Origin of the sequence: Pseudomonas sp. PDM28 (assembly GCF_019219115.1) — a bacterium.
In the GTDB taxonomy this organism is placed as follows: domain Bacteria; phylum Pseudomonadota; class Gammaproteobacteria; order Pseudomonadales; family Pseudomonadaceae; genus Aquipseudomonas; species Aquipseudomonas laurylsulfatiphila.
Window position 1 is genome coordinate 458497 of record NZ_JAHUWG010000004.1, and the last position, 22730, is coordinate 481226.

The 22730-nt window shown below is 60.8% G+C and carries 17 protein-coding genes and 2 tRNA genes; 15 read left to right on the forward strand and 4 right to left on the reverse strand.

What is annotated here, in order from left to right:
* Positions 1-37 precede the first annotated feature (37 nt).
* From KW841_RS11405 to KW841_RS11460, 12 genes are all read left to right on the forward strand, one after another.
* On the forward strand, positions 38-1537 hold the full coding sequence (locus tag KW841_RS11405) for an NAD(P)H-hydrate dehydratase (RefSeq protein ID WP_218476020.1): 1500 nt from the start codon (positions 38-40) through the stop codon (positions 1535-1537).
* On the forward strand, positions 1525-1995 hold the full coding sequence (gene tsaE, locus KW841_RS11410) for a tRNA (adenosine(37)-N6)-threonylcarbamoyltransferase complex ATPase subunit type 1 TsaE (protein WP_007973252.1): 471 nt from the start codon (positions 1525-1527) through the stop codon (positions 1993-1995). The genes KW841_RS11405 and tsaE overlap by 13 nt, the downstream gene beginning before the upstream one ends.
* Positions 1996-3426: an N-acetylmuramoyl-L-alanine amidase gene (locus KW841_RS11415; protein WP_371319504.1), complete on the forward strand. Its 1431-nt coding sequence runs from the start codon at positions 1996-1998 to the stop codon at positions 3424-3426.
* Positions 3423-5333 carry a DNA mismatch repair endonuclease MutL gene (gene mutL, locus KW841_RS11420; RefSeq protein WP_256357777.1) on the forward strand — a complete coding sequence of 637 codons (1911 nt, stop codon included), beginning with the start codon at positions 3423-3425 and terminating at the stop codon, positions 5331-5333. The genes KW841_RS11415 and mutL overlap by 4 nt, the downstream gene beginning before the upstream one ends.
* On the forward strand, positions 5333-6304 hold the full coding sequence (gene miaA / locus KW841_RS11425) for a tRNA (adenosine(37)-N6)-dimethylallyltransferase MiaA (protein WP_218476022.1): 972 nt from the start codon (positions 5333-5335) through the stop codon (positions 6302-6304). Before mutL ends, miaA begins: the two co-directional genes overlap by 1 nt.
* A gap of 93 nt (positions 6305-6397) precedes the next feature.
* On the forward strand, positions 6398-6658 hold the full coding sequence (hfq, locus tag KW841_RS11430; protein WP_003221112.1) for an RNA chaperone Hfq: 261 nt from the start codon (positions 6398-6400) through the stop codon (positions 6656-6658).
* Between the two features lie 12 nt (positions 6659-6670).
* Positions 6671-7972 (forward strand): ribosome rescue GTPase HflX, encoded by a 1302-nt coding sequence (gene hflX / locus KW841_RS11435; protein ID WP_007973259.1) that lies wholly within the window; start codon positions 6671-6673, stop codon positions 7970-7972.
* 96 nt (positions 7973-8068) lie between these two features.
* Complete coding sequence (hflK, locus tag KW841_RS11440) at positions 8069-9244, forward strand: FtsH protease activity modulator HflK (protein WP_102698659.1); 1176 nt, start codon at positions 8069-8071, stop codon at positions 9242-9244.
* Positions 9244-10113 carry a protease modulator HflC gene (gene hflC / locus KW841_RS11445; RefSeq protein WP_218476024.1) on the forward strand — a complete coding sequence of 290 codons (870 nt, stop codon included), beginning with the start codon at positions 9244-9246 and terminating at the stop codon, positions 10111-10113. The genes hflK and hflC overlap by 1 nt, the downstream gene beginning before the upstream one ends.
* A gap of 313 nt (positions 10114-10426) precedes the next feature.
* Positions 10427-11614 carry an ATP phosphoribosyltransferase regulatory subunit gene (locus tag KW841_RS11450; RefSeq protein WP_007973265.1) on the forward strand — a complete coding sequence of 396 codons (1188 nt, stop codon included), beginning with the start codon at positions 10427-10429 and terminating at the stop codon, positions 11612-11614.
* Positions 11615-11668: 54 nt separating this feature from the next.
* Positions 11669-12958: an adenylosuccinate synthase gene (locus KW841_RS11455; RefSeq protein ID WP_007973267.1), complete on the forward strand. Its 1290-nt coding sequence runs from the start codon at positions 11669-11671 to the stop codon at positions 12956-12958.
* 138 nt (positions 12959-13096) lie between these two features.
* Positions 13097-15031: a methyl-accepting chemotaxis protein gene (locus KW841_RS11460; RefSeq protein WP_218476026.1), complete on the forward strand. Its 1935-nt coding sequence runs from the start codon at positions 13097-13099 to the stop codon at positions 15029-15031.
* A 120-nt stretch (positions 15032-15151) separates the two neighbouring features.
* Here the strand turns inward: KW841_RS11460 and KW841_RS11465 are convergent, their stop codons facing one another.
* From KW841_RS11465 to KW841_RS11480, 4 genes are all read right to left on the reverse strand, one after another.
* The gene (locus KW841_RS11465; protein ID WP_218476028.1) at positions 15152-16708 is read right to left on the reverse strand and encodes an iron ABC transporter permease; all 1557 of its coding nucleotides are present in this window, start codon (positions 16706-16708) and stop codon (positions 15152-15154) included.
* On the reverse strand, positions 16708-17718 hold the full coding sequence (locus tag KW841_RS11470; RefSeq protein ID WP_218476031.1) for an iron ABC transporter substrate-binding protein: 1011 nt from the start codon (positions 17716-17718) through the stop codon (positions 16708-16710). The genes KW841_RS11465 and KW841_RS11470 overlap by 1 nt, the downstream gene beginning before the upstream one ends.
* 309 nt (positions 17719-18027) lie before the next feature.
* Positions 18028-18114 (reverse strand) — tRNA-Leu (locus KW841_RS11475).
* Positions 18115-18282: 168 nt separating this feature from the next.
* Positions 18283-18369 (reverse strand) — tRNA-Leu (locus KW841_RS11480).
* Between the two features lie 224 nt (positions 18370-18593).
* Here KW841_RS11480 and rnr point away from each other — a divergent pair.
* From rnr to rpsF, 3 genes are all read left to right on the forward strand, one after another.
* Complete coding sequence (gene rnr, locus KW841_RS11485) at positions 18594-21230, forward strand: ribonuclease R (RefSeq protein WP_218476033.1); 2637 nt, start codon at positions 18594-18596, stop codon at positions 21228-21230.
* The gene (gene rlmB, locus KW841_RS11490) at positions 21227-21994 is read left to right on the forward strand and encodes a 23S rRNA (guanosine(2251)-2'-O)-methyltransferase RlmB (RefSeq protein ID WP_007973273.1); all 768 of its coding nucleotides are present in this window, start codon (positions 21227-21229) and stop codon (positions 21992-21994) included. Before rnr ends, rlmB begins: the two co-directional genes overlap by 4 nt.
* 305 nt (positions 21995-22299) lie before the next feature.
* Positions 22300-22722 (forward strand): 30S ribosomal protein S6, encoded by a 423-nt coding sequence (rpsF, locus tag KW841_RS11495; protein WP_007973274.1) that lies wholly within the window; start codon positions 22300-22302, stop codon positions 22720-22722.
* Positions 22723-22730 lie beyond the last annotated feature (8 nt).

The following is a 22730-nucleotide window of genomic DNA, read 5'->3' on the forward strand; positions in this document are numbered from 1 at the left end:
GCGTATAATTCTGCCAGACATCGGAGCCCGAAGACGCATGCCGCACACTAAAGATGAATTACCCGACGCGCTGTACAGTGCCGCGCAAGTGCGAGCACTCGACGCGAGCCTGATCGCCGCCGGCACACCGGGCTTCGAATTGATGCAGCGCGCGGCGCGGGCGACGTGGCGGGCGCTGGTGCGGCAATGGCCGACAGCGAACGAACTGACGGTACTCACCGGCCATGGCAACAACGCCGGGGACGGGTATCTGGTGGCCGTGTTGGCCCAGCGTGCAGGATGGGCCGTCCGGGTGTTGGCCGTCGGAGATCCGCAGCGCCTGCAGGGGGACGCGGCCTTGGCCCATGCCGAGGCGGTGTCTGAAAAAGTGCTCATCGAACCCTGGAAGGCACAATCCGGATTGCGCGGCATCGTCCTGGATGCTTTGCTCGGCACCGGCCTGAGCGGCGAGGTGCGTGAGCCTTATGTCGGTGCGATCACCGCGATCAATGTGAGCGGGCTGCCGGTTGCGGCGGTGGATATTCCTTCAGGACTGTGCGCCGATACTGGTCGCATCCTCGGCCTGGCGGTGCAGGCCGACCTGACAGTGACCTTCATCGGCTTGAAATTGGGGTTATTCACCGGCGAGGCGGCGGATGTGGTCGGCGAACTGCTGTTCAACGACTTGCACGCAGACCCCCGGTTGATAGAAGGCGCTGCTTTCACCGCCCGTCGCCTGACTGCGGCTAACCTGCCGCGTCCAGCGGCGCGGGCACCGGCTTCCCACAAAGGCAGGTTCGGCCATGTGTTGCTGATTGGCGGCGACCGCGGGTTGGGTGGTGCGATTCTGCTGAGCGCGCAAAGTGCGCTACGCAGCGGGGCGGGCATGGTGTCGGTGGCGACCCGCAGCGAACATGTCGCGGCCGCACTGGCGCGGATCCCCGAGGCGATGGTGCTGGGAACTTCCTCGGCCAATCAGCTGATGGATTTGCTGCAAAAGGTTTCCGTGTTGGTGGTCGGTCCGGGGCTGGGGCAGGCGGGTTGGGGGCGCAGTTTGTTGTCGGCCGCTGCTAACGCAGCGTTGCCGCAAGTCTGGGACGCCGATGCGCTGAACCTGCTGGCCGAGGGGCATGTGAGTTTGCCCAGGGATTGCGTGATCACCCCGCATCCGGGCGAAGCGGCGCGTTTGCTCGGAATGAGTACGGCGCAGGTTCAAGCCGACCGACCGGCCGCGGCCCATGCATTGAGCAAGAAATACTCGGCGGTCGTGGTGCTCAAGGGGGCCGGGAGCCTGGTTACCTGTCCCGACGGGCGGCTGGCCGTCTGTCATCAGGGCCACCCGGCGATGGCTACTGCCGGTCTGGGCGATGTATTGGCCGGTTTGCTCGGCGCATTGCTGGCCCAGGGCATGGAACCCTTCGACGCGGCCTGCCTGGCGGTCTGGCTGCACGCCAATGCCGGCGAGCAACAAGGAAAATTCGGCCGTGGGCTGGCGGCCAGTGATCTGATTCCAGTCATTCGTCAGTTGTTAGAGGAGCAAGCACCGTGTCTGAAGTAACCCTGTACCTGGCCGATGAGCAGGCCATGAGCGACTTTGGCGCACGCATTGCCCGAATCACCCAAGGCCATGGCCTGATCTTCCTTGAGGGCAACCTGGGGATGGGCAAAACCACCTTGTCCAGGGGCATCATCCGTGGCTTGGGGCATGTCGGGGCGGTAAAAAGTCCGACCTTCACTCTGGTTGAGCCCTACGAGATTGGCGACATTCGCGCCTTCCATTTCGATTTGTACCGTCTGGTCGATCCGGAGGAGCTGGAGTTCCTCGGTATCCGCGACTATTTCGAAGACGATGCCCTGTGTCTGATCGAATGGCCCGACAAAGGTGCAGGCTTTTTGCCAAAGCCGGACCTGACCATTACCATTAGCCCGCAAGACAGCGGGCGTTCGCTGAAAATTTTATCCCAGGGCTCGCGTGGCGAGGCCTGGTGTGCCGCTTTGGCATTGGAATCCAAATAAATGATGGGGTTAGGTATGCGCTTTCGCGCGTTGGTTGCTGCCGTAGGGGTGTTGTTTCTGGCGGTGACCGTCGACGCTGTGGCCGATTCGAAGGTCAACAGTGTTCGTCTGTGGCGGGCACCGGACAACACACGTCTGGTGTTTGACCTGACCGGCCCGGTGCAACACAGCGTCTTTACCCTGACCGCGCCGGATCGCCTGGTTATCGACATCAATGGCGCGACCCTCGGTGCGCCGCTCAACGTCAACACGTCGAACACCCCGATTACCGCCATGCGTTCGGCCCAACGCACGCCGACCGACCTGCGGGTGGTCATCGACCTGAAAAAGGCGGTGACGCCAAAAAGCTTCTCCCTGGCGCCGAACGCCCAGTACGGCAACCGGTTGGTGGTCGATCTGTTCGATAACGCCGCGGATGCCGCGCCTCCTCCAGCGCCGACACCGTCGGTTGCCACGATGCCCGCCGTGCCGGTCACGCCGACGGAACCTGCTATCAAATTGCCGCCAGCCCCGGCTGGCAAACGCGACATCGTAGTGGTGATCGACGCCGGTCACGGTGGCGAAGATCCGGGGGCTTCCGGCTCCCGAGGCCAGCGCGAGAAGGACGTGGTGCTGCAGATTGCTCGCGAAACGCAACGGCAGGTCAACGGCATGAAAGGTTTCCGCGCCGAACTGACCCGTACCGGCGACTACTTCATTCCGTTGCGCGGCCGTACCGAAATCGCCCGCAAGAAAGGCGCCGACCTGTTCGTCTCGATCCACGCCGACGCCGCGCCTTCTGCCGCCGCTTTCGGTGCTTCGGTATTTGCCCTGTCCGATCGCGGCGCGACTTCCGAGACCGCCCGCTGGCTGGCCGACAGCGAAAACCGTTCCGACCTGATCGGTGGTGCCGGCAACGTCAGCCTCGATGACAAGGACCGCATGCTCGCCGGCGTGCTGCTCGACCTGTCGATGACGGCATCCCTGACCTCCAGCCTGAACGTTGGCCAGAAGGTGCTGAGCAACATTGGCCGGGTCACGCCTCTGCACAAGCAGCGGGTCGAGCAGGCCGGGTTCATGGTGCTGAAGTCGCCGGATATTCCGTCGATCCTGGTGGAAACCGGGTTCATCTCCAACGCCAACGAAGCCTCGAAGCTTGCCGCGTCGAGCCACCAGCAGGCACTGGCGCGTTCGATCAGCAGCGGCGTGCGCCAGTTCTTCCAGCAGAACCCGCCGCCGGGCACTTACATTGCCTGGCTGCGCGACTCCGGCAAGATCGTGCAGGGGCCGCGTGACCACCGCGTCAACCCGGGCGAGACCCTGGCGATGATCGCCGTGCGTTATCAGGTGTCGCCCGCGGCCCTGCGCAGTGCCAACAACCTGTCGAGCGATGAGCTCAAGGTCGGTCAGCACCTGACCATTCCGGGCACTGAACTGGCGGCCAAAGAATGAATCAGGTCGTGAACAGCGGCGCTCGCATCGAGCTGCTCAGCCCGCGACTGGCGAACCAGATTGCCGCCGGTGAGGTGGTCGAACGCCCGGCTTCGGTGATCAAGGAGCTGCTGGAAAACAGCCTCGACTCCGGTGCCAGGCGCATCGACGTCGATGTGGAGCAGGGCGGCGTCAAATTGCTGCGGGTGCGCGACGACGGTAGCGGCATTTCCGCCGATGACCTGCCGCTGGCGCTGGCCCGTCACGCCACCAGCAAGATTCGCAACCTGGAAGACCTCGAGCAGGTCATGAGCCTGGGCTTTCGCGGTGAGGCCCTGGCATCGATCAGCTCCGTCGCGCGCCTGACCCTGACCTCCCGCACCCGCGACGCCGATCAGGCCTGGCAGGTCGAGACCGAAGGCCGTGACATGGCGCCCCGCGTGCAGCCTGCGGCGCATCCGGTGGGCACCTCGGTTGAAGTGCGCGACCTGTTTTTCAACACGCCGGCGCGACGCAAGTTTCTCAAAACCGAAAAAACCGAATTCGATCATCTGCAGGAAGTGATCCGGCGTCTGGCTCTGGCGCGCTTCGATGTGGCGTTCCATCTGCGCCATAACGGCAAGACCATCCTCAGCCTGCACGAGGCCCATGATGATGCGGCCCGTGCCCGGCGCGTGGCGGCGATTTGCGGTCCGGGCTTCCTGGAACAGGCCCTGCCGATCGAAATCGAGCGCAACGGCCTGCATCTATGGGGCTGGGTCGGCCTGCCGACCTTCAACCGCAGCCAGGCCGATTTGCAGTATTTCTTCGTCAATGGCCGAGCCGTGCGCGACAAGCTGGTGGCCCACGCGGTGCGCCAGGCCTATCGCGACGTGCTGTTCAATGGTCGTCACCCGACTTTCGTACTGTTTTTCGAGGTCGATCCGACCGGCGTCGACGTCAACGTGCACCCGACCAAACACGAAGTGCGCTTCCGCGAAGGGCGCATGGTCCACGATTTTCTCTACGGCACCTTGCACCGTGCCTTGGGTGATGTGCGCCCCGATGATCATCTGGCGGCACCCGTTGCTACGGCCGTCGTCCGGCCTACCGGTCTCGAGGCCGGTGAATTCGGGCCCCAGGGCGAAATGCGCCTGGCCGCCAATGCGCTGCTGGAACAGCCTCAGGCCCAGCCGTCGTTCAATGCGCCGGCGGGTTCCGGTGCTGGCGCGGGTTATCAGTATCAATACACGCCACGTCCACAGTCCGGTGTGCCTGTCGCCGAAGCGCAGGCCGCCTATCGCGAGTTTTTTGCGCCGCTGCCCGAGGCCAATGCCGTTGCGCTACCGGCCGGGCAGGACGACATCCCGCCGCTGGGTTATGCGCTGGCACAACTCAAGGGCATCTACATCCTTTCGGAAAACGCCCAGGGCCTGGTGCTGGTGGACATGCACGCCGCGCACGAGCGGATCATGTATGAGCGTCTGAAGGTGGCGATGGCCAGCGAGGGCCTGAGTGGGCAGCCGTTGCTGGTGCCGGAGTCCCTGGCCGTTAGTCAGCGTGAAGCCGATTGCGCCGAGGAACATGTCGCCTGGTTCCAGCGCCTGGGCTTTGAGTTGCAGTGCCTGGGCCCGGAAACCCTGGCCATCCGACAGATCCCGGCACTGCTCAAACAGGCCGAAGCCAACCGGCTGGTCGCGGACGTTCTGGCTGACCTGATGGAATTCGGCACCAGCGACCGCATTCAGGCGCACCTGAACGAATTGCTCGGGACCATGGCCTGCCACGGTGCGGTTCGGGCGAACCGGCGTCTGGCCCTGCCGGAAATGAATGCCCTGCTGCGTGACATGGAAAACACCGAGCGCAGCGGTCAATGCAACCATGGCCGACCGACCTGGACCCAACTGGGCCTGGACGATCTGGACAAACTGTTCTTGCGCGGTCGTTGATGAGCCAGCTCCCACCTGCGATTTTCCTGATGGGCCCGACCGCCGCCGGCAAGACCGACCTGGCCATCGAACTCACCAAAGTCCTGCCTTGCGAGTTGATCAGCGTCGATTCGGCACTGGTCTACCGTGGCATGGACATCGGCACCGCCAAGCCTTCCAAAGAGCTGCTGGCGCAATATCCGCACCGTCTGATCGATATTCTCGACCCGGCCGAGAGCTATTCGGCTGCGGATTTCCGCCGTGACGCCCTGCAAGCCATGGCCGAGATCACCGCGCGCGGAAAAATTCCGCTGCTGGTAGGCGGCACGATGCTCTATTACAAGGCTTTGGTTGAAGGCCTGGCGGAAATGCCGGCCGCCGACCCGCAAGTGCGCGCACAGATCGAGGAAGAGGCTGCACGCCTTGGCTGGCAAGCCCTGCACGACCAGTTGGCAATGATCGACCCGGTTTCTGCCGCGCGTATTCATCCGAACGATCCACAGCGTCTGAGTCGAGCACTGGAAGTTTATCGGGTAAGCGGTCAGAGCATGACTGCGCTACGCTTGCAACAATCTGCGCAAAGTACCGAAGCAGCCGCTTCGGGACAGCAACAATTGCCCTATACTGTCGCGAACTTGGCTATTGCCCCGGCAAATCGCCAGGTACTGCACGAGCGAATTAAACAAAGATTCACTTTAATGTTGGAACAGGGATTCATTGACGAGGTCGTAGCCCTGCGTAATAGAGGTGACCTGCATGCCGGGATGCCGTCTATACGTGCAGTAGGCTACCGCCAAGTCTGGGACTACCTGGATGGCAAGCTGACGTCAGCCGAGATGCAGGAGCGTGGAATCATTGCCACGCGCCAATTGGCGAAACGCCAGTTCACCTGGCTGCGCAGTTGGACTGACCTGCATTGGCTGGACAGTCTGGATTGCGACAATCTGCCGCGCGCCTTGAAATACCTTGGGACCATCTCCATATTGAGCTGAGTCCTTGCAATTGCCGTCTATCCTTGGGGGTGTGGCGGCTAAAGCCATCTGTTTACCTATTTTTTATATTGAATCCTTAAAGGAGTGCGGCACATGTCAAAAGGGCATTCGCTACAAGACCCTTACTTGAATACTTTACGTAAAGAGAAAGTTGGGGTGTCCATCTACCTGGTCAACGGTATCAAACTGCAAGGAACGATCGAGTCGTTCGACCAGTTCGTCATCCTGCTGAAAAACACCGTAAGCCAGATGGTCTACAAGCACGCTATCTCTACAGTGGTACCGGTTCGTCCAATTCGTCTGCCTAGCGCAACCGAATCCGATGCAGGTGACGCTGAGCCAGGTAACGCCTGATAGGAGTCTCCTTTGTTCTTTGAGCGCCACGGTGGTGGTGAGCGAGTGATCCTCGTTCACTTGGATGGACAGGACCCTGAGGCGCGCGAAGATCCGCAGGAGTTTCAGGAATTGGCTAATTCGGCCGGCGCCGAGACCGTTGCGTTTTTTAACGTGCCGCGTCATCGGCCAACCGCCAAATTTCTGATTGGCAGCGGCAAGGTCGAGGAGCTACGCGATCTGGTCCATGCCGAAGAAGCAGACCTGGTCATCTTCAATCACGTCCTCACACCCAGTCAGGAACGTAACCTCGAACGTGTCTTCGAGTGTCGCGTGATCGACCGCACCGGTCTGATTCTCGATATTTTCGCCCAACGCGCCCGCACCCATGAAGGCAAGCTCCAGGTAGAACTGGCCCAGCTTGACCACATGAGCACCCGGCTGGTTCGGGGCTGGACCCACCTTGAGCGCCAGGGTGGCGGTATCGGCATGCGTGGCCCGGGTGAAACCCAGCTGGAAACCGACCGCCGTTTGCTGCGGGTTCGCCTGCGACAGATCAAGGGCCGCCTGGAAAAAGTGCGCAGTCAGCGCGAACAGTCGCGACGCGGCCGTTCCCGTGCGGATATTCCTACCGTGTCCCTGGTGGGCTATACCAACGCCGGCAAATCCACGCTCTTCAATAACGTGACGAAATCCGACGTGTACGCGGCTGACCAGTTGTTTGCCACGCTGGACCCGACCTTGCGCCGTCTGGAACTGGACGACCTGGGGCCGATTGTCCTGGCCGACACTGTGGGTTTCATTCGCCACTTGCCCCACAAGCTGGTCGAGGCATTTCGGTCTACGCTCGAAGAGTCGAGCAACTCCGACCTGCTGTTGCACGTGATCGATGCGGCCGAACCGGATCGCATGTTGCAGATCGAGCAGGTGATGGTGGTGCTGGGCGAGATTGGTGCCCAGGACTTGCCGATCCTCGAGGTCTATAACAAACTCGATTTGCTTGAAGGCGTTGAGCCACAAATCCAGCGCGACGAAAACGGCAGGCCCCAGCGGGTCTGGCTCTCGGCACGTGATGGCACAGGTCTGGAGTTGCTTGAGCAAGCTATTGCCGAGTTGCTGGGCAGTGATTTGTTTGTCGGTACCTTGCGCTTGCCTCAGCGCTTTGCGCGTCTGCGTGCACAGTTTTTCGAGCTGGGCGCGGTACAGAAAGAAGAATACGACGAAGAAGGTGTCAGCTTGCTGGCCGTTCGATTGCCGCGCTCGGAGCTCAATCGACTGGTCAGCCGTGAAGGCGTTGTGCCGACGGAGTTTATCGAGCAACACACTTTGCAATAAAAGCCTGAGAAAGCGGTTGTGCCGTGGTGACAGGCATTCTGTAGCATTGGTCGGCGCGCCGTGGGTGCGTCTTTGCTTTATCAGATGGAGAGCGCTATGGCTTGGAATGAGCCGGGTGGCAACTCGAATAATCAGGATCCTTGGGGTGGCAAGCGTCGTAACAACGGCGACCGCAAGGGGCCACCGGATCTCGACGAGGCCTTCCGAAAGCTGCAGGAAAGCCTGAACGGTTTGTTCGGTGGTGGTAAGAAACGTGGTGGCGACGACGGCGGTGGTCCGGGCAAGAGTGGCGGCTTTGGCGGCCTGCTCGGCATCGGCCTGGTCGTGTTGGCCGCCGTTTGGCTGTACAGCGCGGTTTATGTCGTCGACGAGCAGGAGCAAGCCGTGGTGCTGCGCTTCGGCAAGTACTACGAAACTGTGGGGCCGGGCCTGAATATCTATTTCCCGCCGATCGACAAGAAGTACATGGAAAACGTCACGCGTGAGCGTGCCTACACCAAGCAGGGCCAGATGCTGACCGAAGACGAGAACATCGTCGAAGTGCCGCTGACCGTGCAGTACAAGATCAGCAACCTGCAGGACTTCGTGCTGAGCGTCGATCAGCCGGAAATCAGCCTGCAGCACGCGACCGACAGCGCCTTGCGCCATGTGGTGGGTTCCACCGCCATGGACCAGGTACTGACCGAAGGTCGTGAGTTGATGGCCAGCGAGATCAAGGAGCGTCTGCAACGCTTCATGGACACCTATCGCACCGGTATCACCGTTACCCAGGTCAACGTTCAGAGCGCAGCGGCACCGCGCGAAGTCCAGGAAGCCTTCGATGACGTGATCCGTGCCCGGGAAGACGAGCAGCGTTCGCGCAACCAGGCCGAAACCTATGCCAACGGCGTCGTGCCGGAAGCCCGTGGTCAGGCCCAGCGCATCCTCGAGGATGCCAATGGTTACCGTGACGAGACCGTCTCGCGCGCCAAGGGTGAGGCCGATCGCTTCACCAAGCTGGTCGCCGAGTACCGCAAGGCGCCTGAAGTTACCCGCCAGCGTCTGTACCTGGACACCATGCAGGAAGTCTTCAGCAACACCAGCAAGGTACTCGTGACCGGCAACAAGAATGGCCAGAGCAACCTGTTGTACCTGCCGCTGGACAAGATGGTCGAAAGTGGTCGCAACACCAGCACTCCGGTGACCAGTGCGGCAGCCACCAGCAATGAAGCGAATGCGCGTGCGGCAGCTGATCTGCAGCAACAGCAAGCACGTACCAGGGAGAGTCGCTGATGAGCAATAAATCGCTGATCGCCCTTATTTTCGGCGTCGTCGTGGCGATCGCTGCCTGGAACTGCTTCTACATCGTGGCTCAGACCGAGCGTGCGGTGTTGCTGCAGTTCGGTCGCGTGGTCCAGACCGATGTTCAGCCAGGCCTGCATGTGAAAGTGCCTTACGTTAACCAGGTGCGTAAATTCGACGCACGCCTGATGACGCTGGATGCGCCGACACAACGCTTCCTGACGCTGGAAAAGAAAGCCGTGATGGTCGATGCCTACGCCAAGTGGCGCGTGAAGGACGCAGAGCGTTACTACACCGCGACTTCCGGCCTCAAGCAGATCGCCGACGAACGTCTGTCCCGTCGTCTGGAATCGGGCCTGCGTGACCAGTTCGGTAAGCGCACCTTGCACGAAGTGGTCTCCGGTGAGCGCGATGCGTTGATGGCGGACATTACGGCTTCGCTGAACAAGATGGCTGAAAAAGAACTGGGCATCGAAGTGGTTGATGTCCGGGTCAAGACCATCGACTTGCCGAAAGAAGTGAACCGCAGCGTGTTCGAACGCATGAGCACCGAGCGTGAGCGTGAAGCTCGCGAGCACCGCGCCAAGGGTAACGAGCTGGCCGAAGGCATCCGTGCCGACGCCGATCGTCAACGCCGCGTGCTGCTGGCTGAAGCCTATCGTGAATCCGAAGAGGTTCGCGGTGACGGTGATGCCCAGGCCGCTGCGATCTACTCCAAGGCCTACGGTCAGGATCAGGAGTTCTACGCGTTCTACCGTAGCCTGCGTGCCTACCGTGAAAGCTTCGCGAACAAATCCGACGTCATGGTCCTCGACCCAAGCAGTGACTTCTTCCACTACCTGGAAAAAGCCAAGCCTTGATACAGCGTTGACCTGATTTATCCCCCCGCCGGGCGGCTAAAACCTCTGGCGGGGTGATCCTTTGGGAAAACGTGTGTATGATGCGGCAGCCGGGAAATTCCCGGCTTTTTTGCGTCTGCATGTTTGATTGCTGTTTTAAAGCAGATGCCGGGCCGATTGGCTCGACAGTTTTTCGAGGAAAGTGGTTGGCGAAGCCGGTAGAAGGGCTTTTCGCTCCGTCGCTCATGCGCGTGGTTTGTGCGCAAGCCGACCATTTTCTGCTTCACTCAAGGCTCGCCGACAGGCTGGTCGCCCGGAGATAGGGGAAGGCGTAATGGCAACGGTAGACCGCTGGCTTCTGCCAGATGGCATCGAAGAAGTACTGCCACCGGAAGCTGCGCGTATTGAAGTCGCGCGTCGTCAGGTGTTGGATCTGTTCCAGAGCTGGGGTTACGAGTTTGTCGTGACTCCCCATATCGAGTACCTGGAATCCCTGCTGACCGGCGCGGGCCAGGACCTGGATCTGCGCACCTTCAAGGTCATCGACCCGCAATCGGGCCGCCAGATGGGTTTCCGTGCCGATATCACGCCGCAAGTGGCGCGCATTGATGCGCATACCCTGCGTCGTGAAGGCCCAAGCCGCCTGTGCTATGCCGGCAGCGTGCTGCATGCTCAGCCGCGTGCCTTGTCGTCCTCGCGCAGCCCGATTCAACTGGGTGCCGAGTTGTACGGCGACGGCAGCCCGAGCAGCGACGTTGAAGTCATCAGTCTGATGCTGGCCATGCTGCAACTGGCCGATGTGCCGGATGTGCACATGGACCTCGGTCATGTCGGCATCTATCGCGGCCTGGCCCGCGCCGCCGGTTTGTCCGGTGAAGTCGAGCAGCAGTTGTTCGATGCCTTGCAACGCAAGGCCATCGACGAGGTCATTACCTTGACCGAAGGTTTGCCTGCCGATCTGTCGGGCATGCTGCGGGCGTTGGTCGACCTGTGTGGCGGTCGTGAAGTGCTGGCTGCGGCCCGCGAGCGTCTGGCCAAGGCGCCTGCCCCGGTTCTGGCGGCGCTGGATGACCTGCTGGCAATTGCCGAGCGGTTGTCCGTGCGTTTCCCTGAGCTGCCGCTGTATTTCGACCTGGGCGAGCTGCGTGGCTATCACTACCACACCGGTGTGGTGTTCGCCGTATTCGTGCCGGGTGTTGGCCAGTCCATTGCCCAGGGCGGTCGTTACGACGACATCGGCGCGGACTTCGGTCGTGCCCGTCCGGCGACCGGCTTTTCCACCGATTTGAAAACCCTGGTGACCCTGGGGCGTGCTGAGATCGAGTTACCGTCTGGCGGTATCTGGATGCCTGACAGTACGGATGCGGCACTCTGGCAGCAGGTTTGCCAGTTGCGCAGTGAGGGTCAGCGTGTCGTTCAGGCTTTGCCTGGGCAACCTTTGGCCGCCGCCCGTGAAGCGGACTGCGACCGGCAATTGATTCAGCAGAACGGGCTTTGGCAAGTATCGCCACTGGCTTCTTGAGTTTTCCTGCCGGCTGCCGCCGGCACCAAGTTTGCGCGAATGAGGACAAGTGTTATGGGTAAGAATGTCGTAGTCCTGGGCACCCAATGGGGTGATGAGGGCAAAGGCAAGATCGTTGATCTGCTGACCGAACATGCTGCCGCCGTAGTGCGCTACCAGGGTGGCCACAACGCGGGTCACACTCTGGTGATCGATGGCGAAAAAACCGTCTTGCACCTGATTCCGTCGGGCGTGCTGCGCGAAGGCGTGCAGTGCCTGATCGGCAACGGCGTGGTGGTTGCACCTGACGCCCTGTTGCGCGAGATCACCAAGCTGGAAGAAAAAGGTGTGCCGGTGCGCGAGCGCCTGCGTATCAGCCCGTCCTGCCCGCTGATCCTGTCCTTCCACGTTGCGCTGGACCAGGCCCGTGAAAAGGCCCGTGGCGAGCTGAAGATCGGTACCACCGGTCGCGGCATCGGCCCGGCCTACGAAGACAAGGTTGCACGTCGTGGCCTGCGTGTGGGCGACCTGCTCAACATGCCGCGCTTTGAAGACAAGCTGCGTGAACTGGTGGATTACCACAACTTCATGCTGGTGGGTTACTACAAAGAGCCAGCCATCGACTTCGACAAGACCCTGGCCGAGTGCAAGGAATACGCTGAGCTGCTCAAGCCGCTGATGCTGGATGTGACGGCCGAGCTGCACGACCTGCGTCGCGCTGGCAAGGACATCATGTTCGAAGGCGCCCAAGGCTCCCTGCTGGACATCGACCACGGTACCTACCCGTACGTGACCAGTTCCAACACCACCGCTGGCGGCGTTGCTACCGGTTCGGGTGTCGGCCCCATGTTCCTGGACTACATCCTGGGCATCACCAAGGCTTACACCACGCGTGTAGGTTCGGGTCCATTCCCGACGGAGCTGTTCGACGAAGTCGGTGCGCACCTGGCCAAACAAGGTCACGAGTTCGGCGCGACTACCGGCCGTGCTCGTCGTTGTGGCTGGTTCGACGCTGTTATCCTGCGTCGCGCTATCGATGTGAACAGCATCTCGGGCATCTGCCTGACCAAGCTGGACGTGCTCGACGGTCTGGAAACCATCAACATCTGCGTCGGCTACAAAGACGCAGAAGGCAAGGCCGTTGCCCCGACTGATGCTGACAGCTACGTGGGCCTGCAGCCTGTGTACGAAGAAGTGCCGGGCTGGACCGAGTCGACCGTGGGTGCCAAAACCCTGGAAGAGCTGCCAGCTAACGCCCGTGCTTACATCAAGCGCGTTGAAGAGCTGATCGGTGCGCCGATCGACATTATTTCGACGGGCCCGGACCGCAACGAAACCATCGTTCTGCGTCATCCGTTTGCTTGATAAGTCATTGATGTAAAACACAAAGGCTCCTTAATCGGGGCCTTTGTCGTATTTGTCTGCAGGACGGCATGACCTTTGCTGTAAATATCCTCAAAAGAATGCCATCAAATTAATGGCGTCCAAGTAGAGGGATTCACAGTGTCGGCCGTTCTCTCACTGTTACAAAGCCGTTTGTTGCGGCCTGTGTTCGTTACCCTGGGTATCGCCCTTTTGGTGCAGGTGCTGGTGGCTGTTGCTCTGACCCGGAGCACGGTGACCGCGCTCGAAGCCGATCTGGGCACGCGCCTGGGCGCTGACAGTCAAAAACTTTCCGCCGAGCTCGAGCAGGCCGGGCGTGAAGTCACGTCCAGTCTGGACAGCCTTTCTACCAGTACACGTCAGCGCCTCACGGCCGGTTTGTCCTCGCGTCTTGAGGAAGAGCAGGCGCAACTGCGTTCGACCCTGGAAAAGGACCTGAAGGACTCCGCCAACGATATGGCGCAGCTTCTGGCTTCGGTCGCGCCCCGCGCCATGTGGGACAACGACGTTCCGACGTTGTCCGAATTCGCTCGCCGGGCCCAGCGCAATCCCAATGTGCTGTTCGTGGTGTATGACGACGCTACCGGTCAGCACCTGACGCGCTACCTCAACCGGGAAAACCCGATCAACAAGGCACTGCTGGAAAAGGGCCAGGGCGAGCGGGCGCTCGACAAGGTGCTGGATGCAGCGAAGAACGATCCTTCGGTCTTCTACATCGAGGCCTCGATCAACCCCAATGGCGTGGAAATCGGCAAGGTCCTGATGGGGGTCTCGACGGCGTCGGTGGAGACTGATCTCGCAGCCCTCGACAAGCGCTTCTCGGCCTTGATCGCCAGCAGCGATCAACTGGTCGGCGACAGCCTCAAAGGCGCCGCTGCCGACAGCGCAACGGCGATGCGCGCGCGTCTGCAGTCGGCGCAGTCCACAGCGGCTGAAATGAAAGCCAACACCACCAGCACCGTACAGGAAGCCGCTGCAACATTGCGCTGGCGCATCGGTGTGTGTCTGGCAGTCGTGGGTTTTGGTGTCCTGCTGTTGCTGGCGGTGGTGCTCGGTCGTCGAGTGGTCAATCGTCTGAAAATGCTGATCGTTGCCATGGATGACCTGGCCGCGGGCGAAGGCGATCTGACCAAGCGTGTGCAGATCAACAGCAAGGACGAAATCGGCGACATGGCCTCGGCGGTCAATCGCTTTGTGGATAAGTTGCAGCCGATCGTGCGCGAGGCGGGCGATGTGGCTCAGCGTACCGGCGTCGAGATTGGTGCCATGACCCTGCGCAACGCGGGTGCGGACGCAGCGGCTGGCATGCAGCGCGATGAAGTGGCGGAGAGTTTGCGTGCCCTGTCGCAAATGGCGGATGAGGCGCAATCGGAAAGCCAGGCCATGCAGGCGGCGCTGAAGCAGGTGGTGGAGATTCGTCAGGCTACCGATGAAAACACCCGGACCTCGGCGAAAGTCGGCAGTCTGATCGAGGAGCTGGCGGGGCAGGTCAATACCGGCGCCCAGGTGATCGAGCGACTGGCGCAGCAAAGCGAGCAGATTGAAGTGGTGTTGACGGTAATTCACGGCATCGCCGAGCAGACCAACCTGCTGGCGCTGAACGCGGCGATTGAAGCGGCGCGTGCCGGCGAGACCGGACGCGGGTTTGCGGTGGTGGCAGATGAAGTGCGGGCGCTGGCGAGCAAGACGCAGAGCTCCACCGGCGATATCCAGGCGCACATCGTGGCGTTGCAGCAGGGCGCGCGCGAGGCGGTCGCGGCAATCGGTCAGGCCGGGCGCCAGGCCAACGAGGGTTTGGTGGTGCTGCGTGACAGTGCGCGGTTGCAGCAGTCGGTGCAGGCGTCGGTCGAGCAGGTGCATGCAGCGATTGGTCTGGCGACCCAGGCCGCTGCGCATCAGGCGCAGGGGGCGCAGGCTGTGCGAGGGCGAGTGCAGACCATTCATGCCCAGGCTGAGAAAGCTGCGCAAGCTGTGGTGGAGACCACGGCCAGCGGCAAGGTGCTGGATGGCTTGGCGGCGCAGTTGAAGGCGAGCCTGGGGCAGTTCAGGGCTTGATTGGTTGTTGGTGCCGGCCCCTTCGCGAGCAAGCCCGCTCCCACAGTGGTCCTCTGTCGAACACAAATATGATGTTCACAAAGGGCCACTGTGGGAGCGGGCTTGCTCGCGAATACGGTTTTAGCGGCTCAGGTACATCCGGGTCGTAAGCAGATAGACCGGCAACCCCGACACCAATATCAACAACGCCGCATAAGGCGCCGCCGCCGCAAACTCCACATTCGCGGTATGCGCCCAGACTTCTGTCGCCAGTGTATTCAACCCCGTCGGACTCAACAGCAGGGTCGCCGTCAGCTCCTTCATCGCATCCAGGAACACCAGCGCAAAAGCCGCGCCCAGTGCCGGGAAAATGATCGGCAGTGTCACTCGGCAGAAAGCGCTGAAAGACGAGGCGCCCAGCGTGCGTGCCGCTTCTTCAAGCTGCGGTGCCGCCTTGTTCAGGGCGGTGCGGATCGGCGCCTGGGCCAGCGGCAGAAACAGCAGGGCGTACGCGATCAGCAGCAATGCCGAAGTCTGGTACAGCATCGGCACGTAGTGCAGGGCGAAATACACCAGGGTCAGGGCGATGACCAGTCCCGGCAGGGCATGCAGCAGATATGGCAAGCGCTCGGCCCAGATCGCCAGTTGGCCCTTATGGCGCACGACCAGCAGGCCGACCGGCACCGCCAGCACCAGGCAAAACGCAGCGCCACCCAGCGACAGCGCGAGGGATGACAGCAATGCTTCACCGATGGCTGCCATTGGAAAGGCCGCCGATGATCCGACGGCCAGCCAGTAAGCCAGCATGCCCAGCGGAATCCCGCTGCCGACGATTGCCAGTAGCAGGCAATAAAGCTGTCCTGCCACAGCCCACGGCCCCAGTTGAACCTGCTCCGCGCGTCGCGCCGCACCCTGGCCGGTGCGCACGTGTCGACCTTTGCCGCGCACGCGCAGCTCCAGCCACAGCAGCGCCAGGCAGAGCATCAGCAGTACGGCGGAAAGCATCGCCGCGTTGGCATTGCTGAACTCCAGCTCGAACTGCTGGTAGATCGCCGTGGTGAAGGTTTGCAGGCCGATGATCGACAGCGCGCCGAACTCCACCAGCATGTGCAGGGCAATCAGCAAGGAGCCAGCTAGCAGCGACGGCCAGAGCAGGGGCAGGGTGACCTTGAAGAACACGCCCCAGCGGTTCTGTCCCAGGGTGCGCGCCGACTCTTCCAGGGATGGGTCGAGGTTGCGCAGGGTCGCCGCCACCGGCAGGAAAATCAGCGGGTATTTAGAGAGCGTCATCACCAGAATTGCCCCGCCGAGTCCCTCGAAATGAGCGCTCAATGAAACCCAGGTGAAGCTGCTGACAAACGCCGGTACGGCGAAGGGCAGGCACAGGATCACACCCCACAGGCGTCGCCCCGGCAGGCTGCTGCGCTCCAGCAACCACGCCAGCGACAGGCCGATCACGGCGCAGGCCAGCGTCACGCCGATCATCAGCGCCAGGGTATTGCGCAGCAGTCCGAACACATAGGGGCGCCACAGCAAATGCAGCGCCTCGGCCCAGCCTGCTTGCCAGGCCTTGAGTCCGACATAGGCCAGCGGCAGCAGGCTGAGCACCACCAGTAGCAAAACCGGCAGGACCAGCCAGATCGACGGCCGCTTGCGCCGTGGCATGTACCCGCCATGCGCGGAAAGCGATGCGCTCATCAGTTCAGGCCAACATCACGTTCCAGGTCCAGGGCTTCTTCGGCGTTGCCCAGGTCGGCTGGCGTGACTTTCGGTGCTTGCAGTTCGCTGAATGGCTTGAGTCCGCGATCGGACTCCATGCCTTTGTGCAGCGGGTATTCGGCGGTGGTCTGGGTGATCACGCGCTGGCCTTCCTCGCTGGCCATGTAGGCGAGCAATTGCTGTGCTTCTGTTGGGTGTTTGCTGGATTTCAGGACGGCTGCGCTGGACACAGTGATCAGCCCGCCGACGTCGCCGCCGGTGAAGTAGTGCAGTTTCGAATCGAGCTGGCCTTTTTCGCGCTGCAAGGCGAACCAGTAGTAGTTGTTGACCAGCACGGTGGCCACTTCGCCATTTTCCACGGCTTTGAGCGCGACCATGTTATTGCTGTAGGTCTTGCCGAATGCGCGCAGCCCGGTCAGCCACTCTTCGGCAGCGTCCATGCCGTGCACTTTGATGATGGCCACGGCTTGTTCCTGAAAGGCGCCGCTGGTGGGTACGAAGCCGACCTTGCCTTGCCATTTTGGATCGGAGAATTCCATCACCGAGGTCGGCAGGTCTTTTTCATCAATCAGCTTGGGGTTGTAGGCGACGACGCGCACCCGGGCAGTCACGCCAATCCAGGTGCCATTGCTGGCGACGTATTCCTTGGGCAGAACGGCCAGCGTGGCGTCATCCGCCTTGGCCAGCAGGCCTTGTTCGCCAAGTTTGTTCAGTGGCGGCGATTCTTCGGTGTAGATCACATCGGCAGGGGAGCGATCGCCTTCTTCGACGACCTGGCTGGCGAGTTGGTTGCTGCTGCCTTTACGTACATTGACGTGGATCCCGGTCTTGGCTTCGAAGGCTTTGGCGACCGCGTCGCCGACTTCTTTGTGTTGGCCGTTGTAGAGCGTCAGGGAAACCGGGTCGGCGGCTTGGGTGAGGGGAGTGGCGAGTGTCAGGCCGAGCAGGGTGATGGTCAAGCCGCGGCGCAGGGTATTTCGAAACATCATTCGCAGGGTTCCTCACTGTCGCATTGCAAAAACTTGCAACAATGATAAACGATATTGTTTCTCAAATGCGCCTTGCGGGTTGGATTTCCTTTTGGTACAGGCTGCCGATAACCCTGTAGGAGCGAGCCTGCTCGCGATGGTTTTCAACGATAACGCGGGGTGCCTGCATGCCAGTGTTGTCTGGGCGTGCATCGCGAGCAGGCTCGCTCCTACAGAAGGGCGGTAGAGAACTTTTCTGGAGGTCAGAAACGCAAAAACCCGCTTTCGCGGGTTTTTGTGAAATTCAAGGCCGTAACCTTGAACTTGAATTGGTGCCCAGAAGAAGACTCGAACTTCCACGACCGTAAGGTCACCAGCACCTGAAGCTGGCGTGTCTACCAATTTCACCATCTGGGCATTCATCTTCAGCGTTGCCGCTGTTGATGTGGCGCACTATACGGAGAGCATTTTGATCTGTAAACCCCTGATTTTAAAAATTAATAAACCAGTGGCCCAGAATGCAAAAACCCGCTTTCGCGGGTTTTTGTGTGAGCCTTGAAATTGATCTAATCTCAAGCTCGAAATTGGTGCCCAGAAGAAGACTCGAACTTCCACGACCTTGCGGTCACCAGCACCTGAAGCTGGCGTGTCTACCAATTTCACCATCTGGGCAGTATCGGCAACGTCTCCGTCGTCGATGGCGCGCACTATACGGAGCGTCTTTTTAACTGTAAACCCCCGACACCAAAAAAACCTGGAAAATTTCACCAGCGGTCTTCAAATCAGCTTTGCGGTGTCGATACAGGGCTTTAGATGGGTCGTCTTAGCTTGAAATTTCCCGTTTCATTACGCCTATGCCAAACTAACCCGCATATAGACAAGGTGAAAACTCTCTAATGGCCGATTGGCAGTCCCTCGATCCCGAGGCCGCTCGTGAAGCGGAAAAATATGAAAACCCTATTCCTAGCCGCGAACTGATCCTTCAGCACCTTGCTGATCGCGGTTCGCCTGCTAACCGCGAGCAACTGGTCGAAGAGTTTGGTCTGACCACAGAAGACCAGATCGAAGCCCTGCGCCGCCGCCTGCGCGCCATGGAGCGCGATGCTCAACTCATCTATACCCGACGTGGCACTTATGCGCCGGTGGACAAGCTTGACCTGATCCTGGGCCGCATCAGCGGTCACCGTGACGGCTTCGGCTTCCTGGTGCCGGACGATGGCAGTGACGATCTGTTCATGAGCCCGGCGCAGATGCGCCTGGTGTTCGACGGTGACCGTGCCCTGGCGCGTGTTTCCGGCCTGGATCGTCGTGGTCGCCGCGAAGGCATGATCGTCGAAGTGGTGTCCCGTGCTCACGAAAGCATCGTCGGTCGCTACTTCGAGGAAGGCGGTATCGGTTTCGTCGTGGCGGATAACCCGAAGATCCAGCAGGAAGTGCTGGTGACGCCGGGCCGTAATGCCAACGCGCAGATCGGTCAGTTCGTCGAAGTGAAGATCACTCACTGGCCAACGCCACGCTTCCAGCCGCAAGGCGACGTGGTTGAAGTCGTGGGCAACTACATGGCGCCGGGCATGGAAATCGACGTCGCCCTGCGTACCTATGACATTCCTCACGTCTGGCCTGACGCCGTGCTCAAGGAAGCCGGCAAGCTCAAGCCGGAAGTCGAAGAGAAAGACAAAGAGAAGCGCATCGACCTGCGTCATCTGCCGTTCGTCACCATTGACGGCGAAGATGCCCGCGACTTCGACGATGCGGTCTATTGCGAAGCCCGTCCGGGCAAGCTGCGTCTGTTCTCGGGCGGCTGGAAGCTGTACGTGGCGATTGCCGACGTATCCAGCTACGTGAAGCTTGGTTCGGCGCTGGATGCCGAAGCGCAGGTTCGCGGCAACTCGGTGTACTTCCCCGAGCGCGTGATCCCGATGCTGCCTGAGCAGCTGTCCAACGGTTTGTGCTCGCTGAACCCGCAAGTCGATCGTCTGGCCATGGTTTGCGAGATGACCATCTCCAAGTCCGGCGAAATGACCGACTACTGCTTCTACGAAGCGGTGATCCACTCCCATGCGCGCCTGACCTACAACAAAGTCAGCGCCATGCTGGAAACGCCGAAAGCCACCGAGGCGCGCAAGCTTCGCGGCGAATACACCGACGTCGTGCCGCACCTTAAGCAGTTGTACTCGCTGTACAAGGTATTGCTGGCGGCTCGTCACGTTCGTGGTGCGATCGATTTCGAGACCCAGGAAACCCGGATCATCTTCGGTTCCGAGCGCAAGATCGCCGAAATCCGTCCGACCGTGCGCAACGATGCACACAAGCTGATCGAGGAATGCATGCTGGCGGCCAACGTGGCCACCGCCGAATTCCTGAAAAAGCACGAAATTCCTGCGTTGTACCGTGTTCATGATGGTCCGCCACCGGAGCGTCTGGAAAAACTGCGCGCCTTCCTCGGCGAGCTCGGCCTGTCCCTGCACAAAGGCAAGGACGGTCCGTCGCCGAAGGATTACCAGGCATTGCTGGCCGGTATCAAGGATCGTCCGGATTTCCACCTGATCCAGACCGTCATGCTGCGTTCGTTGAGCCAGGCGGTGTACAGCGCCGATAACCAGGGCCACTTCGGCCTGAATTACGAAGCCTATACCCACTTCACCTCGCCGATCCGCCGCTACCCGGATTTGCTCACGCACCGCGCAATCCGCAGCGTGATCCATTCCAAGCAGAACACCCCGCACGTTCGCCGTGCCGGTGCGATGACCATTCCGAAGGCGCGCATCTATCCGTACGACGAAGCGGCCCTGGAGCAACTCGGCGAGCAGTGCTCGATGAGCGAGCGCCGTGCCGACGAAGCGACTCGCGACGTGGTTAACTGGCTCAAGTGCGAGTTCATGAAAGATCGCGTGGGCGAATCGTTCCCGGGCGTGATCACTGCGGTGACCGGTTTTGGTCTGTTCGTCGAGCTGACCGATATCTACGTCGAAGGCCTGGTGCACGTCACCGCGCTGCCGGGCGATTACTACCACTTCGATCCTGTGCACCACCGCCTGGCCGGTGAACGCACCGGTCGCAGCTTCCGCCTGGGCGACACCGTGGAAGTGCGAGTCATGCGCGTCGACCTCGACGAGCGCAAGATCGACTTCGAGATGGCCGAAAAAACCATCAGCGCACCGATTGGCCGGAAAAAGCGTGGCACGGAAGCGGCAGCACCTGCAGCCCTCTCTACAAAAACAGTCGCAGAACCGGCCCCGGCGAAAACCGGTCGCCGTCCTGCCAAGGAAAAGGCTGTGGAAGCCTATCGCCCGAGCGATGCCGCGGCGAAAAACGCCGAAGTGCGCAAAAGTCGTGAAATGAAACAGGCGTTGCTGGCCGGTGCGAAAAGCGGCGGTAAAGCGGCGTCTGGGGGAAAGACCAGCCGGTCGGCGCCTGACAAGGCCGTCGGCGGCAAGCCAGCCAAACCGAGCAAACATCGTAAAGGCCCGCCAAAAGCGGGCTCGGCTCCAGCCAAGAGTGGTGGGGCGCGTAAACCTAAGGCCAAGCCATGAGTCAGTTGGAAAAGATCTACGGCGTTCATGCTGTAGAAGCGTTGTTGCGTCACCACCCGAAACGCGTCAAGCAGATCTGGCTGGCCGAAGGCCGCAATGATCCTCGGGTCCAGACGCTGATTGAGCTGGCCAATGAAAACCGGGTCCAGGTCGGCCAGGCCGAGCGCCGCGAAATGGACGCCTGGGTTGAAGGCGTGCACCAGGGCGTGGTCGCGGACGTGAGTCCGAGCCAGGTCTGGGGCGAGGCAATGCTCGATGAGCTGCTCGATCGCACCGACGGCGCACCGTTGTTGCTGGTGCTCGACGGCGTGACCGATCCGCACAACCTCGGTGCCTGCTTGCGTTCCGCCGATGCGGCGGGCGCGCTGGCAGTGATCGTGCCGAAGGACAAGTCAGCCACGCTGACTCCGGTTGTACGAAAAATTGCCTGCGGCGCGGCGGAAGTGATTCCGCTGGTTGCCGTGACCAACCTGGCGCGTACCCTGGAAAAGCTCCAGCAGCGTGGCTTGTGGGTTGTCGGTACGGCTGGCGAGGCTGAGGTCAGCCTGTATGACCAGGATCTCACCGGTCCGACCATCCTGATCATGGGCGCCGAAGGCAAGGGCATGCGCCGCCTGACCCGCGAGCATTGCGATTATCTGGTGAACCTGCCGATGGCCGGTAGTGTCAGCAGTCTCAACGTTTCCGTGGCGACCGGCGTTTGCCTGTTCGAAGCGCAGCGTCAGCGTAGCGTCAAGGCCAAGGCTGCTGCCAAGAAGTCCTGATCCAGTTGCAGTCCCTGTGGGAGCGAGCTTGCTCGCGATGACGGAGTAACATTCAGCATCAATGTTGAATGGGAGGCCCCCATCGCGAGCAAGCTCGCTCCCACAGTGTTTTGTGGTGTGGCATGAATGTGTGGCTGTTCAAATATTCACCAATTGCCTTGCGCCTCCCTCATCCCTTCTCTACAATTGCGCCCCTTGCTGTGATGGCAGGCACCAACGTGTCTAGCGTCCGCAAGTCCATAAGTGTCATTCACTCCTTGTCTGACCGCTTTTGAGCGGCAGGCTACAACCCGTAAGGAGCATTCATGCGTCATTACGAAATCATCTTTTTGGTCCACCCGGATCAAAGCGAGCAAGTCGGCGGCATGGTTGAGCGTTACACCAAGCTGATCGAAGAAGACGGCGGCAAAATCCACCGTCTGGAAGATTGGGGCCGTCGTCAACTGGCCTACGCAATCAACAATGTTCACAAGGCTCACTACGTGATGCTGAACGTTGAGTGCACTGGCAAGGCCCTGGCCGAGCTGGAAGACAACTTCCGCTACAACGATGCAGTGATCCGTAACCTGGTCATCCGTCGCGACGAAGCCGTTACCGGCCAGTCCGAGATGCTCAAGGCTGAAGAAAACCGCAGTGAGCGCCGTGAGCGTCGCGACCGTCCTGAGCACGAAGGCGTTGAAAGCGCTGACAGTGATGACAGCGACAACAGCGATAACGCTGACGAGTAATCCACGGA

Bases quoted from the DNA above. Each gene is read 5' to 3' on its own strand.
- KW841_RS11415 (WP_371319504.1), top strand. From the start codon at position 1,996: ATGATGGGGTTAGGTATGCGCTTTCGCGCGTTGGTTGCTGCCGTAGGG.
- miaA (WP_218476022.1), top strand. From the start codon at position 5,333: ATGAGCCAGCTCCCACCTGCGATTTTCCTGATGGGCCCGACCGCCGCC.
- hfq (WP_003221112.1), top strand. From the start codon at position 6,398: ATGTCAAAAGGGCATTCGCTACAAGACCCTTACTTGAATACTTTACGT.
- hflK (WP_102698659.1), top strand. From the start codon at position 8,069: ATGGCTTGGAATGAGCCGGGTGGCAACTCGAATAATCAGGATCCTTGG.
- KW841_RS11470 (WP_218476031.1), bottom strand. From the start codon at position 17,718: ATGATGTTTCGAAATACCCTGCGCCGCGGCTTGACCATCACCCTGCTC.
- KW841_RS11405 (WP_218476020.1), top strand. From the start codon at position 38: ATGCCGCACACTAAAGATGAATTACCCGACGCGCTGTACAGTGCCGCG.
- KW841_RS11450 (WP_007973265.1), top strand. From the start codon at position 10,427: ATGGCAACGGTAGACCGCTGGCTTCTGCCAGATGGCATCGAAGAAGTA.
- rpsF (WP_007973274.1), top strand. From the start codon at position 22,300: ATGCGTCATTACGAAATCATCTTTTTGGTCCACCCGGATCAAAGCGAG.
- KW841_RS11455 (WP_007973267.1), top strand. From the start codon at position 11,669: ATGGGTAAGAATGTCGTAGTCCTGGGCACCCAATGGGGTGATGAGGGC.
- hflC (WP_218476024.1), top strand. From the start codon at position 9,244: ATGAGCAATAAATCGCTGATCGCCCTTATTTTCGGCGTCGTCGTGGCG.
- rnr (WP_218476033.1), top strand. From the start codon at position 18,594: ATGGCCGATTGGCAGTCCCTCGATCCCGAGGCCGCTCGTGAAGCGGAA.
- KW841_RS11465 (WP_218476028.1), bottom strand. From the start codon at position 16,708: ATGAGCGCATCGCTTTCCGCGCATGGCGGGTACATGCCACGGCGCAAG.
- rlmB (WP_007973273.1), top strand. From the start codon at position 21,227: ATGAGTCAGTTGGAAAAGATCTACGGCGTTCATGCTGTAGAAGCGTTG.
- mutL (WP_256357777.1), top strand. From the start codon at position 3,423: ATGAATCAGGTCGTGAACAGCGGCGCTCGCATCGAGCTGCTCAGCCCG.